At 28.4% G+C, this 19,380-nt stretch carries 15 protein-coding genes and 7 tRNA genes; 10 read left to right on the top strand and 12 right to left on the bottom strand.

What is annotated here, in order from left to right; genetic code table 11:
• Positions 1–102: 102 nt before the first annotated feature.
• Positions 103–567 (bottom strand): hypothetical protein, encoded by a 465-nt coding sequence (locus MRZ80_RS05470; RefSeq protein ID WP_292537024.1) that lies wholly within the window; start codon positions 565–567, stop codon positions 103–105.
• Between the two features lie 186 nt (positions 568–753).
• Between MRZ80_RS05470 and MRZ80_RS05465 the strand changes: the two genes are divergently transcribed.
• Positions 754–2,025 (top strand): DUF1616 domain-containing protein, encoded by a 1,272-nt coding sequence (locus MRZ80_RS05465; protein WP_292537022.1) that lies wholly within the window; start codon positions 754–756, stop codon positions 2,023–2,025.
• A 146-nt stretch (positions 2,026–2,171) separates the two neighbouring features.
• Here the strand turns inward: MRZ80_RS05465 and MRZ80_RS05460 are convergent, their stop codons facing one another.
• The 8 genes from MRZ80_RS05460 to MRZ80_RS05425 form a co-directional block, all read right to left on the bottom strand.
• The gene (locus MRZ80_RS05460; protein ID WP_292537020.1) at positions 2,172–3,491 is read right to left on the bottom strand and encodes a UDP-glucose/GDP-mannose dehydrogenase family protein; all 1,320 of its coding nucleotides are present in this window, start codon (positions 3,489–3,491) and stop codon (positions 2,172–2,174) included.
• Between the two features lie 67 nt (positions 3,492–3,558).
• Positions 3,559–5,130, bottom strand: a complete 1,572-nt coding sequence (locus MRZ80_RS05455) for a hypothetical protein (RefSeq protein ID WP_292537018.1) — start codon at positions 5,128–5,130, stop codon at positions 3,559–3,561.
• 46 nt (positions 5,131–5,176) lie between these two features.
• Positions 5,177–6,586: an undecaprenyl-phosphate glucose phosphotransferase gene (locus tag MRZ80_RS05450; protein WP_292537016.1), complete on the bottom strand. Its 1,410-nt coding sequence runs from the start codon at positions 6,584–6,586 to the stop codon at positions 5,177–5,179.
• A gap of 104 nt (positions 6,587–6,690) precedes the next feature.
• Positions 6,691–7,554 (bottom strand): glycosyltransferase family 2 protein, encoded by an 864-nt coding sequence (locus tag MRZ80_RS05445; RefSeq protein ID WP_292537014.1) that lies wholly within the window; start codon positions 7,552–7,554, stop codon positions 6,691–6,693.
• A gap of 32 nt (positions 7,555–7,586) precedes the next feature.
• A complete protein-coding gene (locus tag MRZ80_RS05440) occupies positions 7,587–8,540 on the bottom strand; it encodes a glycosyltransferase family 2 protein (RefSeq protein WP_292537011.1) in 954 nt (317 codons plus the stop codon).
• Positions 8,541–8,629: 89 nt separating this feature from the next.
• Positions 8,630–9,379, bottom strand: coding sequence for an ABC transporter ATP-binding protein (locus tag MRZ80_RS05435; RefSeq protein ID WP_292537009.1), 750 nt, complete (start codon positions 9,377–9,379; stop codon positions 8,630–8,632).
• Between the two features lie 36 nt (positions 9,380–9,415).
• On the bottom strand, positions 9,416–10,198 hold the full coding sequence (locus tag MRZ80_RS05430; RefSeq protein WP_292537007.1) for an ABC transporter permease: 783 nt from the start codon (positions 10,196–10,198) through the stop codon (positions 9,416–9,418).
• Between the two features lie 183 nt (positions 10,199–10,381).
• Positions 10,382–12,271, bottom strand: coding sequence for a glycosyltransferase (locus MRZ80_RS05425; protein ID WP_292537005.1), 1,890 nt, complete (start codon positions 12,269–12,271; stop codon positions 10,382–10,384).
• Between the two features lie 115 nt (positions 12,272–12,386).
• Here MRZ80_RS05425 and MRZ80_RS05420 point away from each other — a divergent pair, with 115 nt between their 5' ends.
• Positions 12,387–13,109, top strand: coding sequence for a DUF4012 domain-containing protein (locus MRZ80_RS05420; protein ID WP_292537003.1), 723 nt, complete (start codon positions 12,387–12,389; stop codon positions 13,107–13,109).
• A gap of 1,323 nt (positions 13,110–14,432) precedes the next feature.
• Here MRZ80_RS05420 and hisE read toward each other — a convergent pair.
• The 3 genes from hisE to gatB form a co-directional block, all read right to left on the bottom strand.
• On the bottom strand, positions 14,433–14,720 hold the full coding sequence (hisE, locus tag MRZ80_RS05415; protein WP_292537001.1) for a phosphoribosyl-ATP diphosphatase: 288 nt from the start codon (positions 14,718–14,720) through the stop codon (positions 14,433–14,435).
• A 9-nt stretch (positions 14,721–14,729) separates the two neighbouring features.
• Positions 14,730–15,536: a CBS domain-containing protein gene (locus MRZ80_RS05410; protein ID WP_292536999.1), complete on the bottom strand. Its 807-nt coding sequence runs from the start codon at positions 15,534–15,536 to the stop codon at positions 14,730–14,732.
• A gap of 143 nt (positions 15,537–15,679) precedes the next feature.
• Positions 15,680–17,038 carry an Asp-tRNA(Asn)/Glu-tRNA(Gln) amidotransferase subunit GatB gene (gene gatB / locus MRZ80_RS05405; RefSeq protein WP_292536998.1) on the bottom strand — a complete coding sequence of 453 codons (1,359 nt, stop codon included), beginning with the start codon at positions 17,036–17,038 and terminating at the stop codon, positions 15,680–15,682.
• A gap of 258 nt (positions 17,039–17,296) precedes the next feature.
• On the opposite strand from gatB, the gene MRZ80_RS05400 reads away from it, so the two are divergent.
• The 8 genes from MRZ80_RS05400 (at position 17,297) to MRZ80_RS05365 (ending at position 19,375) form a co-directional block, all read left to right on the top strand.
• The gene (locus tag MRZ80_RS05400) at positions 17,297–18,307 is read left to right on the top strand and encodes a radical SAM protein (RefSeq protein ID WP_292536995.1); all 1,011 of its coding nucleotides are present in this window, start codon (positions 17,297–17,299) and stop codon (positions 18,305–18,307) included.
• A 200-nt stretch (positions 18,308–18,507) separates the two neighbouring features.
• Positions 18,508–18,580 (top strand) — tRNA-Asn (locus MRZ80_RS05395).
• Between the two features lie 13 nt (positions 18,581–18,593).
• A tRNA-Ile gene (locus MRZ80_RS05390) sits at positions 18,594–18,667 on the top strand.
• 25 nt (positions 18,668–18,692) lie between these two features.
• Positions 18,693–18,767 (top strand) — tRNA-Glu (locus tag MRZ80_RS05385).
• Between the two features lie 116 nt (positions 18,768–18,883).
• Positions 18,884–18,967: transfer RNA gene (locus tag MRZ80_RS05380), tRNA-Leu, on the top strand.
• 31 nt (positions 18,968–18,998) lie between these two features.
• A tRNA-His gene (locus tag MRZ80_RS05375) sits at positions 18,999–19,073 on the top strand.
• A 61-nt stretch (positions 19,074–19,134) separates the two neighbouring features.
• A tRNA-Glu gene (locus MRZ80_RS05370) sits at positions 19,135–19,209 on the top strand.
• A gap of 91 nt (positions 19,210–19,300) precedes the next feature.
• Positions 19,301–19,375, top strand: a tRNA-Glu gene (locus MRZ80_RS05365).
• The last annotated feature ends 5 nt before the right edge of the window (positions 19,376–19,380 follow it).

The raw sequence follows: 19,380 nt of genomic DNA, 5'->3' as shown, positions 1-19,380 counted from the left end.
TGTATTTCCTTTTAAAATAAGTTAATTTAATATAATATTCTATTAGTATTTAAAAAAATAAAATTTTTTGGGAGGTTAAGTTTATTTATAATTCATTTTTTTTTATTCTGTTACTTCAATTTCAGGGCTAGGTTCATCACTACCACCTGAACTTCCACTACTTGATCCACCATTACCTGATCCACTACTACTTGATCCACTACTACTTGATCCACTACCACCATTATAATGATGGCGTTGTGAACTACTGCTACTGCTGCTGCTACGTTTTTGATAGTTGCTTGATTGAGAGTAGCTATTTGAGTTTTGATTTGTATTTGATGATTGTTGTATTGATTGTTGTGAATTGTCTGATGAAGTATCAGAACTTACTGTCTGTGTTGTTTGATTGTCTTGTATTGTTTCATTAGTAGTATTTGTAGTATTATTTCCACTTAGATTTACAGAATCATTAAATAATGTACTGTTTTCATTAAATACTCCTGCCATTATCGCATTAACACAAATAAGGGAAAGTATGATAATTATTGGTAATAATACTAATGTTATTAGTTTTTTTTCTTCCATAAGTCATCAACTACTAAATTAGTATGTATAATATATATTTATAAAATATTAAATTAATATTTCTTTCTTTAAATAAGTGAATTTTCATCTTTTATTATATATAAGTAAACTTTAAAAATTAAAATAAAAATAAATATAATACAATATAGAATTTTTTTATTTTTTTTTTAAATAAAAATAAGGAGGATGCTTTTTATATTTAAACAATCATCAAGATATATGCTAATGGTTTCATTGATTTCATTATTGCCATTTATTTTATTGTTAACATTAGATTTTCCTGATTATATAACAATCTTGTTATTTACAATAGAATTTTTACTTGTAGGAATTAGTGTAACATGCCTGTTTTATCCTGATATTTCATTTAAAGAAATTACAAGAAAGCCAATATTAATAGTTGCCTTTAGTATTATATCTACATTAATAAGTATGATAATAACAATTTATCTTCTTAAAACAAGAGTTATGAACGTTGTAACTGTACTATCTGCATTTGCTGTTATATTTTCATACATTGCACTTTACAGACAACAAAAGCTCATGGTAGAAGATAAAGAAGAATCTCTTGAAATAATTCATAATATCTATACAGTTATATCATTAAGTATCGTTGCAATTGTAGGAATATTTGTACCACCATTTAATAGGGTTTTAGGATGGGCTGCTTTTGCTTTACCATTTATGGTATTTTTACCAGGATACTATGTATTTAATGGTCTTATTCCTCAAAAGGATGAATTTTCATATACAGAACGTGCAGTAGCTGCAATATTTATAAGTGCACTTATGACATCTGTTATTGGAATTATATTAATGGAAGTAGTAGGAGAACTTGACATAGCACATCTTTCACTTATAATGATCATGGTAACAATTGTTTCAATGATATATTATGTTTCAAAAACAAGAACTGTTGGAAAATACAAGTTATTCTATCATAAAAAGACAAATGATGTACTTAAAGTTATAACAATTGTTGCACTTATTGCTGTACTTCTAAGTGGAATTCACATCCAGGATCAGGAAAGTTCTGGAAATGCAACACTTGATGTTAATGGAATTAATAAAACAGCAAATGAGGATGGATATGTCAACTTTACAAATGGAGAAGTAATGAATCTATCAATTGATGTTGCAAATCATCAATTTAATGATAAAAACTATGTAATGAAAATTGTAATTAATAATGATACAACAAATAAGGTACTTGAAGAACATAAAGTATCACTTAAAAACAATGAATCAACAACAATTACAACAAATATTACAATGAGTCCTGGAAATAAGGATATTCAGTTTATATTATATGATGAAGATAACAATCCAGTTGTAATACGACATCTTAAAGTTTCAGTATCAGATTATATGGATGATTACTCATATTCAGATACTACAACATCTGATACATCAGCATCATCAAGTAGTGATGCTTCAGCATCTGATAGTGGAAATTAATTAAATTATTATAAAATAAGAGATTTTAAAAAAAAGAGTTAATTAATAGAAAAGAAATAAAATTTCTATTAATGTATTTTCTCCCTTTCTTTATTTTTTCTTTGAAGGGAGTTTTACTAATTTTTATTTATTTAATTTTTTTGGATTTATTTTCCTACAGCATAGTAGTCAAATCCATTTTTATTCATGAAACTATTTTTAAATTGATTTCTTCCATCAAATATAATGTTATTTTTAAGTAATGATTTAATTCTATTGAAATCTGGACTTCTAAATTCTTTCCATTCTGTAATTAAAACAAGTGCATCTGCACCTTCAAGTACTTCATATTTACTATCACAGTAGTTAATATCTAAGTCTTTAAGATAGAAGTCTTTTGCTGAATCCATAGCTTTAGGATCGTATGCATTTATCTTTGCACCTGCATCTATTAATTCATTAATTATTACAATTGATGATGCTTCACGCATATCATCAGTTTCAGGTTTAAATGCAAGTCCCCATATTGCAAATGTATAACCTGTTAGGTCATCACCAAGTACTGATTTTATCTTGTTTACAACGTAGTGTTTTTGGGAATTATTTACATCTTCTACACTTTTAAGTAGTTTTGCATCGTATCCATTGTCTGTTGCAGTTTTAATAAGTGCTATTACATCTTTAGGGAAACAACTTCCACCATATCCACATCCAGGATAGAGGAAACTATGTCCTATTCTTGTATCACTACCCATACCTTTACGTACATTATCAACGTTTGCTCCTACCTTATCGCAGATATTTGCTATTTCATTCATAAATGATATACGATTTGCAAGCATTGAATTTGATGCATATTTACTCATCTCTGCACTGCGAACATCCATTATTATCATTCTTTCATGATTTTTTGTAAATGGTTCATAAAGGTTTTTCATGTATTCTATTGCATCAGCATCATCTGTACCAACAATTACACGTTCAGGTTTCATGAAGTCCATAACAGCACTTCCTTCTTTTAGGAATTCTGGATTTGATACGACAGATACATTATAATCTACAGATCTTTTTTCTAGTTCTTCTTTAATTATTGAATCTACAATATCTGCTGTTCCAACTGGTACTGTTGATTTATTTACAACTATCATGTCATGTATTATTGCTTCTCCAATTTGTTTTGCTACTTGTTTTACATATTGTAAGTCTGCACTTCCATCTTCACCCATTGGTGTTCCTACTGCTATGAAACATATTTCTGAATTTTCTAGTGCTTCTGCAAGATTTGTTGTAAAGTGAAGATTTCCATTTTTGTAGTTATTTTCAATTAGTACTTCAAGTCCTGGCTCATATATTGGAACTTCGCCACGTTTTAATGATTCTATTTTTTCTTCAATTACATCAACACAGTATACTTCATTTCCCATTTCAGAGAAGCATGTACCTGTTACAAGTCCCACATAGCCTGTTCCTATCATTGTAATGTTCATTTTTTCATTTCCCTTTTTTTCTTTTATTATAAATATATTATATTATTATTTTTTAATTAATATTTCCTTATTGTACTTGACAAATTATAAATCTGTCATTTTCAAATACTTTTGTTGTATATTCTGGTTGTATTGCATGGAAGTTTTCATCTGTTATTTTGTTTGTAAAGTAGTATGTTGGATAGAAGCTTCCATTGATACATATTACATCTTGATGTGCATAGCTGCTTGAATTGTTAACAACAAGATTTTTATCATATAGTATGTATCCTATTTTTTCTTTATGCATTGATTTTTGTGTTGTTGTATGGTTTTGTGCAATGTATGTGTCAAATTTATAATGTATTGGCATTTGATCTGTTGATGATATTACAGTTGCAAAAAACATGTTATTTGATAGTATTGACTTGTTATGATCTGCATTTTCAAACCAATTTATAACTTCTACTTCACTTGATGTAGGTGGAGCTATCTGATATGTTGAAGCTTCAGTGGTAGCTGATGTTGTAGTTAATGCAGGATCATTTATATTATTATATCCAGCTATAAATGATAAAATTATTAAAGCTAAAATTAATATTATGCTATATGATTTATTTTTAGTATTTAGTTTTTCAACTAGGCGTGCAACACCATAACCACCCACAATAACAGCTGGCATAAGAACATAAATTAACATCCTATATGTATATACAGGAATTCCAAACCAGTGAAGATTACTAAGAACAAATGCAACTAAAGTCCACATAGATACAAATAAAAGTCGTCTATCTTTAAATGAATAATAAAGACCAACAATACCACAAACAAGCACTATAACTCCAAGACATTTAATATATCTTTCAAGACCCATAGCTTTTTGTCCCATGAAAATAGACATAGGATCTGAAATTATAGACACTGCACCACCTATAAGATCCATAAGATGTGATGGACTAATAATATATAATAATACAGCACCAATTAATCCTACAACAGCAAGAACACATAAAAAGTAAATATAACTTTTAAATGGTCTGGATGTTCTTTCAATAAATAATTCAACAACCATAAGCACACTAAGAAGTATGATATAATAAATAAATGATGAAAAATGTATTGAAACAATAAGCAGTGAAATAATAGCCGAAACAAGCACATACTTTGCCTTACCATATCTGCATGCAAGATGGAATAAGTAAATTCCAACAAAGAACAATACCATTGTAACAGATTCAGGAATTGGAAGATATAATCTTGTAAAGATATAACTTGAAACGAGAATTAAACCTGTCACAAGTGCTGAAATTTCATTATACATTCTATATGAAACATACATACATATGATCATAAATATAACAGGAATTACAACCTGGAAAACCTTAGCAGAATCAAACAAGCTAAGACCTGTAAGTTTTGATACCAGTATTAGTAATGCATGAAACATTGGTGGATAACCAATTGCCTTCCCACCAGGTGCATTAAGAAGTGGATCAATAGTAGTAATTCCATGATTAATATAAGTAAGAGCATAGTTAATATGAATAAAAATATCCCAACTTAGTGGCCAAGCATAATTTAAGCTTATTGCAAGTGTAAATATTAACACCATAAGTATGGGAATTAACCAGTAAGCTCTTTTATCTATCTGAATATTCATTTAAAAAAGGACACCTCTAAATTTTTTTACTATACTTTTTTTCTAATTAGTATGCATTTTTATCAGTTAAAAGAATAACAAGAGTCTTAAAAAATATCTTAATATCAAGCATTAAAGACCAGTTTTCAACATAATAAATATCATACTCAATTCTACGAACAATAGAAGTATTTCCACGATAACCATGAATCTGAGCCCAACCTGTCATACCAGGACGTACATGATGTTTAATCATATACTTAGGAACTGATTCTTTAAATTTATTTACAAAAAATGGACGTTCAGGTCTAGGACCAATAAGACTCATATCACCTTTTAGAATGTTATAAAACTGTGGTAATTCATCAATACTAGTTTTACGTATAAAATGTCCAATCTTTGTAATACGCGGATCATCTCTTTGTGTCCATGTAAGATGATCATTACTATCATTGTCATCTTCATCAACACGCATACTTCTAAATTTATACATCTTAAATATTTCACCATCACGACCTACACGATCCTGTTTATATATAACAGGACCTGGTGATGTTAACTTAATAATAACTGCAACAACTAAAAGAAGAGGTGAAATTATTATAGAAACAATAATAACAAATAATATTTCAAAAATTCTCTTAGTATAATTATTATATGAAATATCAAGTGGAAGATATCTAACACTGATAAGTGGAATATTATCAATCATCTCAATACTAGGATGTGATGTAATATATCTGTAGTAGTCAGGTATTATATCAACACGAACACCCATCTTTTCACATCTTTGTGTTAGATCTTCAAATACCTTAAAATGATGTGGTGCAATACTAATAACTACACGATCAACAATATTATCTTCAATAACATCTTCAATATCATCAAGTTTACCTATAACATCAATACCTGAAACATTTCCTATAACATTATCATCAAGAAATCCAATTACTCTATATCCAAGGTATGGATTACGGTCAATTGTTTCAACAAACTTACGACCATACTGTCCTGCTCCAACAACAAGAATATATTTAATATTGAAGTTACGAGAACGCATAGCACGAAGAACAACACGTACCATTGCACGTTCAATTATTGCAAGAATTGTATTTACAACTAAAAATATTGCAAGAAACTCACTTGTAACTTTTAGTATGCCAAATGTAGACATCATAGTTAAAAATAAAAATTCAAGAAAGTTTGCCTCCATTATCTTTGATGCTTCAGAAAAAATACTCTTATTTGTACGCTGAGGCATATATAACTTTAATTCATAAAAAAGTATAAGATAACTTGGAATTAAAAGTATAAAAAATAAGTATGGTAATTCATATGTTAATGTTAATGATATACCAGTAATGCTATTTAAATTTGCTATTATAAAAGAACATATTGAAAATATTGATATTAAAACTACATTAACATCAAAAATAACATTTAAGATATTAAATAATTGTTGATTTTCACGAATCATTTTAAAGATGTTCTCCCATAATTTACTAATAGTATAATTTATATTCTTTATAAGTAATAAGAATTATTAAAATAAAAAAAAAATAAGAAATAGAAGAAATACAACTATCTTCGTATATAACTTAATATTAATTTAACATAGTACATAAGCCAGATAGAGGCATGAATAAATGTATTTACTATGAAATTATTTTCATCTTTGTAATGTTTCCTGTAGAATATATCCATGGAATTATAAAACTCATATAACAAACGCTTATTTTTACCACTTGCACCCTTATAATGTGTTATAGTATTTTTACCATAGTAAATTACATCATATCCAAGCTTCTTAATTTTATAACACAAGTCAATATCCTCACCATACATGAAGTAATCCTCATCAAGTCCACCAACTTCTTTATAAAGACTACTTGGCATTAACATGTATGCTCCAACAAGACAGTCAATACTATGAATTTCACACTCATCAAGATATGATAGATTATATCTATTAAAACGTGGACTATTTGGAAATAGCTTTGAAAGACCACACATTCTATAAAATGACACATCAACAGTTGGAAATGAACGTTTACAAGCCTTATCAAGTGAACCATCAGCAAGAAGAATACGACATCCAACAGCTCCAGCATTAGGATGATCTTTAATATAGCTAAGAGTATTGTTTATTGTATCATCTTTTACTATAACATCACTATTTAAAAGAAGAGTATATTCACCTTTTGCATTTCTAAATCCAATATTGTTTGCAACAGCAAATCCATCATTTGATGAATTAAGAATAATATTAATATTTTCATAATCTTTAAATTCATCTATAAGTTTTTGTGCACTATCATCTGGTGAATCATTATCAACAACAATAATTTCATATGAAATATCATACACTGTATCTATAACTGAATGTATTGTATCTGATGTCATCTGATATGTTGCATAGTTAACAATAATAATTGAAAGATCCAAGATAAATAAACCCCCTTTATTTTTTTCTAAATTTAGAATATGTATGTTAATGTATTTTTTATCATTTCAAATTCAACTTTTAAGTAGTTTTTAGCTTTGATATTTTCAGTTTTCTTAAGATTTCCACGACTTTTCATAGCTTTTCTTATTCCACTTATGTATTGTTTTTCAAATCCCTTATGATGGAAAAATAGGTATTTTATTATAATTCCAAGACATATAAATATGAAATTTAAAACTAACATAAATATGTTCATATTTTTATATATCATATAAATATTGTTTCTTGCCGATATTTCAACTTTAAAAGCATTATATCTTGAACCTGTAGCTGCACTTCCATAATGATTAACTATTGAATTTGCACTGTAGTATATCTTATATCCATGTAATTTTGCCCTGAAAGATAAGTCCATATCCTCAACATAACTTCCAAAGTTTTCATCAAAATATCCAATTTCATCAAAGATATCACGTCTGTATAGTGCTGCTCCTGCACATGCACTGAAAACTTCACTATCATGTGCATATTTTATAATAGGCTTTCCATCTCCTCTTTTTTTACTCCAGCCCATTATTGTATATTCATCACCTGCATCATCAATAAATCCAGGATTGTTCATCTGAAGCATCTTAGATGATACTGCAAATATGTTATTCTCACTATTTATTGTTTTAAGTGCCTCTATTAGAAAGTCCTCATTTACTGTTGTATCATTATTTAGAAGATATATAAATTCTGATGTTGTATTTCTTATTCCACAATTTACAGTGTATGCAAAGCCATGATTTTGTGTATTTGCAATAAGTTCTATGTCAGGATAGTTTTCTTTTATAAACTCTACACTGTCATCTTGGGAGTTATCATCTACTATAAGTATAGAAAATGGATATTTATGTTGTGCATCATCTAGTGATTTTAGAAGATTTTCAAGTAGTTGTCTATTATTATAATTTGGTATTATAACTGTTACCTTATTTTCCATATAAATCAGCTAAATAAATTATATATACTTCAATGTATATTTTTTTAACTTAAATAAAAAAAAGTAAAAAATAAAATAGGGGTGGTGAATTATTTCTTTTGATCTACAAATTTCATGTATCTATCACAGATTTCATTAACTTCTCCATCTGCCACAATATTTCCATGATCAAGCCATATTGCTCTATCACATAAGTCACGTACCTGACTTATTGAGTGTGATACAAATAAGAGGGAAACATCATTATCCATTAAATTACGCATTCTTTCTTTTGATTTTCTCTGGAAAGATGCATCTCCTACTGATAATACCTCATCAAGTATAAGAATGTCTGGATTTACAGATGTTGCAATTGAAAATGCAAGACGTGATTTCATACCTGATGAATAGTTTTTAACAGGAACATCAATAAAATCACCTATCTCTGAAAATTCAACAATTTCATCAAACTTCTTATTCATATAAGATTTTGAATGTCCTAGAAGTGAACCATTAAGAAATATATTTTCACTACCTGTATAATTTAGGTCAAAACCTGCACCTAATGCAAGAAGAGGTGCAAGACTTCCTTTAACCTTCACATCTCCTTTTGTTGGTTTCATAACTTGTGCAATTATCTTAAGTAGAGTACTTTTTCCTGCACCATTTAATCCTATAAATCCTACCTTTTCACCCTTATGTATCTGTAATGAAATATCCTTCAAAGCCCAGAATGATTGAAATCTAAGTTCTTTTTTAATAGCTTTAATGACGTATTCTTTAAGGTTATCTGTTTTTTCCTGGTTAAGATTAAATTCCATACCTACATGTTTTACATCAACAACTATGTCATCATCCATAAATAATCTCCCTTTTATAAAATTTAAAAGTCTAATTTATACATATAATATAAATCTATCTTGATATTTGTATAGTAATAGTATACCAACTATTAATAATAGTATTGCACATCCAAATCCAAATAGAAGTGTGGATATTGGATACATCTGTCCATATAAGAAACAATCTCTTAAACATGAAATTAACTGATATAATGGATTGTAATCTTGTATAAATCTGAATGCTGCAGGTACAATATCTGCTGGGTAAAATATAGGCATACCATACATTAACATCATACAAAATACGTTGTATAAATATTCCATATCTCTAAAGAACACATTTAATGTTCCCATTATAAGTCCTGCACCTACTGTCATTATAATAAGTCCAAGTATTGGTAGACTTGCAAATATTATGTATATTGTAAAGTGAACATTTAACACTGCCATTAGTACAAGAAGAACAACTAATGAAAGTAGGTATGTAACAAAGTTTGACAGTACTGCCGATAGAACATATAAAAACTTTGGAACATAGATTGTCTTCCAAATACCTGATGATCCTACAAGGGATTTCATTGCAGTTTTAGATCCACCACTAAATAGTTGGAATGCAAGAAGTCCTGAAAGATAGTATATTGGGTAGTTTGGAATACGATGAAACAACGTAGAAAATACAATTGTTAAAACTATCATGGATAATAAAGGATCTAAGAAGCTCCATAAGATTCCGAGAACTGATCGGCGATATTTTATCTTAATATCTCTTCTTATTAATTCACTTAATAATGATCTGTAACTTTTAAGATCATGAATTATCTCACTTATCATATTCATTTTTTACAATGCCTCAATATAATTTCCTATTTTTTATTATAATCTATGAAAAAATAAGTTTTATAATAAAAAAGAAATCTTCATTAAAAATTATATAATATTATTATTTTTATAATCAAAGTTTAATATATTTTATATATAAATAGAATTTTTTTAAGAAAAAAATAAAAAAGAAGTTAATTTTTATTTAAAATAATAATCATGTATTATTTGACGTAGTTTATATGCACGTATTTTATATGTATGATTATTTAATACAATTTGCTGTAGTTGTTTTATCTTATTTTCATATTTATCTTCATGTTGCATGTAGTAGTTTATCTGATTTTTAAGTTCATCTTTTGTGTGATATTCAGGTATTAAGCCACTAAATAATTCATTATTTCCCAGTGTTCCATTGGTAATGACTAGTTTTCCTGCAGCTATTGTATCAAATACTCTGCTATTTACAGATCCATACTTTGCTGTTGCATGATTTGCATCATCTACTACTATTTTTGTTGATGCATAGATTTGTGGCATCATCTCATATGATATAAATCCTTTTGAATAATCTTTAAATTCACTATCTTCCCAGTTAGATCCATAGAGGTGGAATTTATATGTGCATTCACCCGGTGCAAGACAACCTGTAATTTCACGTTTTGCACCCCAATAGCTACCTGTAAAGCAGTAATCACATATAAATTCATTACAGCTATTATTTTCTTCTTTAAACATCTTTGTATCTGTTGCAATTGGGAAAAGATGTGCTTTTTTATCTGTTATTTTTTCAATTAATTTACATGCTTTCATACTACTTGCAAGTATGATGTCAAAGTCTATGAAAAATGGTTGATCTATCCATCTTTCAAACCAGTTACGAGGCCAAGCAATAAGAAGTGGATTGTTATCTGATTGAATATTGTTTATATTATATCTTTCAAGAAGTGATACTATAACATCAACATCCTCATCTATAAAATACCAGTTTTTCTGGTTAGTTGTTGGATTTTGTGCAAGATACACTACATTCCATTTGAGTTCTTCTTTGATATTTGATGCAAAGCTTTTTGCTGTAAAATAATCACCTGCTGTTGTATTGTTATCTGATTGTGTAACACAAAATGCTATACATAATGGGTCTGTGAAGATATTTTTTGCATATATCTTATCATAGTAGAAGTTTTCATAGATCATATCATACCATTTATCATTGATGTATTTATCTCTACAATCTGATATGACCTCACATGTGTGTTTATGATGTATTGCTTTAATTGGAAGAATATAATTATGATAACCTGCCTTGTGTAGTTTTAATGAAACATCAAGGAAAATATCACATGAACTACATTTATCATCAAATAATTCACATTTCCTAAGTATGTCAGATTTAATTAAAGCAACAGTTGATGAAACACTAATTGTTTTGATAACATCTCCATTAAATTGAGGAGTACTTTCATATTTATTATTAATAGCTTTAATGCTATTTTCTATTTTTCTAAATTTAACACCAACACTTTCAATATTATATGTATTTGAATCTAGAATTTCACAACTAATAAATCCAGCATCATCAACTGTGTCAATAAATCCAGCAATTGCCGTGATAAATCCACTAAAAAAAGTTATACTACTATCTAAAAATAGAAGATATTCACCACATGCAACATCAAAGGCACAATTAAGACACTCAGCCATATTCATATCATCATTTTTTATAATAGTTCTATAATCTAAATTATCATCTAAATTAAAACTATCATCATCACAGATTATAATTAATTCAAAATTAGAATATCCATCATTCCCAATACAGTCGATAACCTCATCAATAGAATCAGTATTTTGGATAATAATTGATATTTTAGGTTCATAAGTGTTGCATTTAAAATTATTATATTCATCTCTGATTTTATGATCTATTTCATCTTTTAATTGTTGGCTTATCGGTGTTATTTGCCGTTTTTCTGTGTTTTTAATAACTTTTTGTTCTTTGTAGATTTCTTTTTTGTCATGAAGTGAGTTTTTCATACGTCTAAGCTTATTAAAACCCTTCTTATCTTTAATTTTTCCTGATATTTGCAACACTAAAACCTCATAATTTAATTTAGATAAAATAATTCTTTTTCTTAATTATTTATTTATAATTTAATATATAATATAGAATATTATAAATTTAAAAAAATATTAGGGATTAATCATGGTTTCAAAAAAGAAAATCTTGTTAGTAGTAATACTTGCAATTGTAGCTGTTATGGCTGTTGCTGGAGTATACTTTATGACAAGTTATAATGAAGGTAAAGAAACTTTCTCTGGTGAACAAAATGTATTAGTATTATGTACAGATCCATCAGAAAACAGACCAGGAATAGGTGCTGTTGACATGGCATTTGTAATAAACTTAAAAGATAGCTCAATTGGTAATATTACACCAGTTTATCCTGGAGGACTTGCACATCCAACATTAAAACCAACAGCAGATATGCAAGCTGAAGGACTTAATCAGTGGTATTTACATGATTCACTATGGAGTTCAGACTTAGAAAATGGTACAAAAATAGCACAAGAAATTGTTAAATATCATACAAATATCTCAACAGATATGGTGGTAGTGGTAACACCAACAGCAATAGATGCAATGCTTAATGCTGTGGGACCTGTACAATCAAATGGACAGGAAGTTTCAAATGTAAGTTCAATAGACTTCCTACGTGAAGATCAATCAAATCATGGAGCAACTCGTGGAGATGCAATTGAAAATCTAGCAGATGGAATTAGGGATGCTGCAGATAAAAATGGTAAAAAAGGTGACCTTATAAAAGCAGCACTTGATCAATATTCACAGGGAAATATTAAAGTTACACCAGAAGATAAATTTGCAAAATTTGTAACATATGAAGGAATAAATAGTATTCTAGGATAAGAATACTTTAAAATTCAACCTCCCATTCTTTCTTTTTTTTTATTAGATAAATTCTTATTTAAATAATCTGACCAACTTTTTTTTATCATAAATTTTCACTTATTATATAATAGAAAAACAAGGTAGGTTACCAAATGGTAATCTCATTACTAAAAGGTTATTTAGTCACTTAAAGGTTATTTGGTCTCTTAATGTATTATTTGAATTGTCCATTTTTTATTAAAAAGAACAACAGCTTTATCAATTGGACATGTAAATCTTGCTTTTTCTTTTGAATTAATATTTTTTAATATTTTTACTAATTGTAAATATAAACTTTTATATAATAATGTGTGGTTTTGTCTAAATTATATTAAATGTCTAATTTTTTTTATAAAAATGGTATAATCATATTTCTATTTTTATTTCATTACTAACTTTTTAAAATTAATTTAATGAACTTTTAAAGTTAATTTAATTAGTTTCTTTTAATTAAAATTAGGTAATTATTAATCAATTTAATAAAAAATTATTGTTTCTAATCTTTTTATTTACTTATTTAAACTGTTTAATAAGATTATTATATTAAAAATAACGTCTTTATGGTTAGTTATATGTAAAACAAAGAATTTTTTAATTAAAAACAAAATAAAGAGATATTTTATATATAAGAAACATAAGACATATAATTACTATTAAAAACTTAAGTTAAATCTAAAATTTAATTATTTTTAATAGTTTAAATTATTTAAAAAGTGAATATGTAAAAAAAACATTCACTAATTTTCATTTAAAAAAAAATCAAAAAAAGAAAACTAGTGTAGTTATTTACAATTTTTTTTAGATAAAAAAAATATTATATTTTCGTGTTATACAAATAAGATTGTATCATTTATCACAACACGAAGAAGAAAAACAAGAGTCTCTTTGAAGTAAATTTTTTTAAAATTAAAAAAAAAGTGATTCTTTAAATTACCTAACCTCCTCCTTAAAATTTCAAAAAATAAAGAAAATTAATCTTTTATTAGTAGTGGAAAAGGTTAATTTCAAATAAGTAGTGGAAAGATTACTCTTTTAGTAGTGGAAAGATTAATCTTCATAAAAATAATAAAGTAAAAGTAAAACTTAATTTTCTAGTTTTATCCTTAAATTCAAATCAAAAAAAAAGATATGGGAAAAATAATAAAGTAGTGTATAAATTAAATCTCCCATTTTTCTTTTTATTTTTTTTAAATCTTTTTTTATAAATTACAAAAAAAATCTTCACAAAAAAAGTGTTAAAACTAATTCTAAAAAAATTAAAACTAAAAAAAAGGTGGAGGTTAGTAAAATTTTGATGTGTGTTTATTTGTGTCTTTCAATTAATTCATCAAATACATCATCAATAGGTATTCCTTTATATACAAGATTTACTATCATGAAAAATAATAAATCAGCTGTTTCATGAACTAAGTCTTCATTATTTTTAGAAGCAAGAATAACTTCTGTAGCTTCTTCACCTAGTTTTTCAAGAATTTTATCTTCAGCCTTTTTATGTGAATCTTTCATAAGATTAGATGTATATGAATCTGTAGGATTTTCCTTTCTATCAACTAATGTTTCATAAACTTCTCTTAAAATTTCTTCTTTCATTTTATCATCTTATTTTATTGTTGTATTTTTATCTCTTAAACTTCCAGTTACAGCAATAAGTGGATGTTGAGCATCAGATATAATTTCAATATCATCAATTGTAAAAATTCCACTATTTTCTGCAGTCTTTTCAACTCCAAGTTTTATATCCTTACTAAGCTTAATAACATTTGCTGTAAGTTCATCTTTTCCCATCTGATGTGATGCAACAAGACGATGATGACCATCAATAACAACATAGTTATTTTCATCTTTTTCAACTACAATAATAGGTTCTGCAAGTCCACGTTCAATTTCATAAGTTCGACCTTGAAGTTCATCAGCATATACCTTATCCTGTGTAGGATGAAGTGCATCAATTCTAACTTTCTTCTTAATGACAGTAGTTTTAATATTATAAAGACCTTCAAGTGTTTTTCTAAACTCATTTACCTTAGCAGGTGTAGATCTTTCAATATGTGATCTTAAAATATCTGTATTTGTTATAATACCAAGAACTTTTCTATTTTCATCAGTAACGGGAAGTCTTGAAATACCTAAACGAAACATAACTCTTGATGCATCATTAATTGACAAATCCTCATTTGCAATAACAATATCATCAGACATCATACCCTCAACAGTAGGGGTAACATCACGTATAAGAAGATCAGAAGCAGTGATTATACCTACAATTTCATCGTCTTTTTCCACTGGAAAACCATCGTGTCCTGTCTTTTTGATTATGTTTCTAATTTCATCAATAGCCATATCTGGTGTAACTGTAATAACATCCTTTGTCATGTAATCTTTTACTTTTTTATAATCATCACTCATGCTTTATCTCTCCCTTGGAATTTATTTATCATAAAACTCAAAAAAATCATACACTATTATGTAGTAATGTGAGTTTTTGGAAGTTTAAGTAAAGAAAACTAAATAAGAATTTAGTCTTTAAAAAAAATGAAAACTTAAGATGCTTATAATGCATCAAGTTTTTCACGAATCATCTTATTTGTTTCTCCTGCATTAGCTTTACCTTTTGTAAGTCTCATTACTTGACCTACAAGGAAGTTAACAGCATTTTCTTTTCCATTTTTATAATCTTCAATAGCTGCAGGGTTAGCTTCAATAGCTTCATTAATAGCATTTTCTATAGCATCATCTTCAACAACACCAATAATATCCATTTCTTCACCTATTTGTTTTGGTGATTTTTCATTATTTGGCATTTGTTCAATAAGTTTATGTGCAGCTTCAGGTGTTACTTGTTTTGATTCAATTAAGTTGATAAGTTCAACAATATCATCTGGTGTAATTTTACTATCTTTGTACTGTATTTTATTGTAGTGAAGAACACGTTTTAATTCATCACGCATAAGTCTTGCTGCTGTATTTGCATCAACTTTAGCTGCAACTTCTTCAAATGCATCTGCAAGTTCAAGTTCAGAAGTTAATACTTTAGCATCAGCTTCATCAATACCATATTCTTCTACAAATCTTGCTGTTTTAAGATGAGCAGGTTCTGGCATATTTTGACGAATTTCTTCAACATGTGCAGGATCTATTTTTATTGGTGGAAGATCTGGATCTGGTATATATCTGTAATCATCAGCATCTTCTTTAAGTCTCATAGGAACTGTAATCATCTGAGATTCAAGATATGCACGTGTTTCTTGTTGTACTGTTCCTCCTCTACGTAGGATATTTTTTTGTCTTACAAGTTCAAATTTAAGAACTTTGTATGCTCCACGTATAGAGTTTACATTTTTAACTTCAGCTCTTTTTCCACCTTCAATTGAGATGTTTACATCTGCTCTCATGGTACCTTCTCCACGAGCACATCCACTGTAGTTAAGTACACGTATAAGTTCATTAAGGAAGCTTCTTGCTTCTTCTGGTGATTTCATATCTGGTTCTGTTACAATCTCAATAAGAGCAATTCCAGATCTGTTAAAGTCAACAGTTCCACGGTCAGGTTTATATTGTCCTGGATCTTCTTCAACGTGTATTTCATGGATTCTTACTCCATTTAGTTCACCATTAATTCCAACAGGAACTGAAGTTCTCTGATATCCACTTGATAAATCAGCGTAGTCATAGTGTTTTCTCATGAAATAAATAACATCTTCTGATATATCACATCCAAGCATTAATGCTACTTTAATTGCATTGTCTATAGCATACTGGTTTGGTGGAAATGGTTTTGCACCTGGCTGATTTAAACATACATGACATATGTTTGTGTTTGTTGGTGCAGATTGGTAGTTTGTAGGACAGCTACAAAATAGCTTTGAGTTTGTATCTAATTGTACGTGGATTTCGAGTCCACACATCATATCTGTAATATTAATTCCTCCAAAAATATTCCTATTAATTATATAATTTTGACTAAAATCTAAAATTGATAATAAATAATTTTATATTATATTTATATTTATATTTCTGTTAATTTAAATTTTTATTTTATTTAAATATATTCTAACTATATTATGATGAATTTTTAATATTAAAAAACTCTAGATATAATATATAATAGAAGTTAAAAAAAAGTTTCATAAAACTTTTCATTTTTTAATAGGGAGAATTGTAATAAAATGGATGTTATTGAAAAAATACGAAATAAAGAAGTACTTGAATTACTTGCTGAATCTGATAAAATAACACGAAAATATCATTCAACAGATGTAACACTTGAACGTGCTATATTTCTTTCATGGTATTGTGAAAAAGGAGATTGTAAATTCTGTTACATGTCATCACAAAAAGATAGAATTGATGAACCAAACAAGGCAAGACGACATGTAAAGGGTATTTATGCAGAGGCAGAACTTACAAAACGTATGGGATGGAATATTGAATTCTTATCAGGTGGATATGGTGTATATTCAACAGAAGAAATTCAGGAAATTTCAGAAACAATATATGATATAACAGATAATCCTGTATGGCTTAATATAGGAATCACAGATGAACTTGATAAGTATGGTGAAGAAATTATTGGAATTACTGGTGCTGTTGAAACTGCAAATCCAGAATTCCATGATGAAGTATGTCCAAGTAAGTCAATGGATGATATTAAATCAATGCTTGTTAATGCAGAAGAATTAGGATTTAAAAAGGCAATAACAATAATTATTGGTCTTGGTGAGGAACTTGATCATCTTAATGATTTATTTGATTTAATTGAAGAATTAGATATTGATAGAATTATTTTCTATTCATTAAATCCACATCCTGATACTGAATATAATCTAACACCACAACCTGCATCATTATATTATGCAAGTATTGTTGCAGCTGTAAGAATTAGATTCCCTCATATTGAAATTATTACAGGTACATGGACTGATAATCTTGCAAATATAGGTGTTCTTCTAAAAGCTGGAAGTAATGGTCTTACAAAATTCCCATTATTTAAGATGTATGGAAATAGATATGGTAGACGTGTTGAAGAAGAAGTACGTTGGGCAGATCGTAAATTGAAGGGAAGTTTTTCAGATTTAAGTTTACTAGAATGTGAGAACAATTTAAGACCTGAACTTGATCCATTTATTCAAAGATATATTGATATGTGTTATGATAACATAAACATTAAGAAGATTTAGTTATTTAGTTAACTGTTCTTTTTTATATTTTTTTGAAAAATAAAATCATAACCGTAACCTTTATATACTATGAAGATTAAAGTTTATATTGTGCTTACATAAGTATAATACTTTATGTATGTCATTAAGTAAATTGCTTTGTAGGTAAGTTTATATATAAGTTATTATAAATAAACTATTATAGGATGAAAAAATATCGTGCCGTCGTGGCTCAGTAGGTAGAGCGTTCGGCTGTTAACCGATTGGTCACAGGTTCAAGTCCTGTCGACGGCGCTTCTCATTATTTGGGCCTATAGCTTAGCCAGGTAGAGCGCCCGGCTCATAACCGGGCGGCCATGGGTTCGAACCCCATTGGGCCCATTTAAATATTTATAATCCAACATTTGCTCCGATAGTGTAGTCCGGCCAATCATTTCGGCCTTTCGAGCCGAAGACTCGGGTTCGAATCCCGGTCGGAGCATTTTCTAGAACTTTTTTATTTAAATTATTATACAAGATTTAGTTTCTAGAGTTCATTTAAGCGATACATTCCTTATATAAAGTACAGGTTATAAGGGGTGCCTCGAGCTTTTATATGCGGGGGTGCCCGAGCTGGTCAAAGGGGACAGGCTTAGGACCTGTTGGCGTAGGCCTCCCAGGGTTCGAATCCCTGCTCCCGCACTTTAAAATAATGAATGATATATTTTTAAATGCCTGGGTAGGATAGTGGTTATTCTTCGGGACTGTGGATCCCGTGACTCGGGTTCGATTCTCGGCCCAGGCCCCATTTAAAAAAAATAGATAGTTCTATTTTCTATTGATAATAATAAATAGTTTTTAATGTATTTGCTCCGATAGTGTAGTCCGGCCAATCATTTCGGCCTTTCGAGCCGAAGACTCGGGTTCGAATCCCGGTCGGAGCATTTATCCTTATTCTAAATTTTAATTATTTTTAATTATTATTTCATATTTTAATAATAATTGTTAATGATGGATAACTTTTTAATTGTATCTGCTCCGATAGTGTAGTCCGGCCAATCATTTCGGCCTTTCGAGCCGAAGACTCGGGTTCGAATCCCGGTCGGAGCATTTAT

The sequence above is a fragment of the Methanosphaera sp. genome (assembly GCF_022768985.1).
In the GTDB taxonomy this organism is placed as follows: Archaea; Methanobacteriota; Methanobacteria; order Methanobacteriales; family Methanobacteriaceae; genus Methanosphaera.
Note: the sequence above shows the minus strand (reverse complement) of the source record. Positions and strands in the feature narration are given on the sequence as shown.

Coding starts and splice junctions, on each gene's coding strand:
- MRZ80_RS05435 (WP_292537009.1), bottom strand. CDS start 9,379: ATGGATGATGACATAGTTGTTGATGTAAAACATGTAGGTATGGAATTT.
- MRZ80_RS05450 (WP_292537016.1), bottom strand. CDS start 6,586: ATGATTCGTGAAAATCAACAATTATTTAATATCTTAAATGTTATTTTT.
- MRZ80_RS05460 (WP_292537020.1), bottom strand. CDS start 3,491: ATGAACATTACAATGATAGGAACAGGCTATGTGGGACTTGTAACAGGT.
- MRZ80_RS05410 (WP_292536999.1), bottom strand. CDS start 15,536: ATGAGTGATGATTATAAAAAAGTAAAAGATTACATGACAAAGGATGTT.
- MRZ80_RS05470 (WP_292537024.1), bottom strand. CDS start 567: ATGGAAGAAAAAAAACTAATAACATTAGTATTATTACCAATAATTATC.
- MRZ80_RS05455 (WP_292537018.1), bottom strand. CDS start 5,130: ATGAATATTCAGATAGATAAAAGAGCTTACTGGTTAATTCCCATACTT.
- MRZ80_RS05420 (WP_292537003.1), top strand. CDS start 12,387: ATGGTTTCAAAAAAGAAAATCTTGTTAGTAGTAATACTTGCAATTGTA.
- hisE (WP_292537001.1), bottom strand. CDS start 14,720: ATGAAAGAAGAAATTTTAAGAGAAGTTTATGAAACATTAGTTGATAGA.
- MRZ80_RS05465 (WP_292537022.1), top strand. CDS start 754: ATGCTTTTTATATTTAAACAATCATCAAGATATATGCTAATGGTTTCA.
- gatB (WP_292536998.1), bottom strand. CDS start 17,038: ATGATGTGTGGACTCGAAATCCACGTACAATTAGATACAAACTCAAAG.
- MRZ80_RS05440 (WP_292537011.1), bottom strand. CDS start 8,540: ATGGAAAATAAGGTAACAGTTATAATACCAAATTATAATAATAGACAA.
- MRZ80_RS05430 (WP_292537007.1), bottom strand. CDS start 10,198: ATGAATATGATAAGTGAGATAATTCATGATCTTAAAAGTTACAGATCA.
- MRZ80_RS05400 (WP_292536995.1), top strand. CDS start 17,297: ATGGATGTTATTGAAAAAATACGAAATAAAGAAGTACTTGAATTACTT.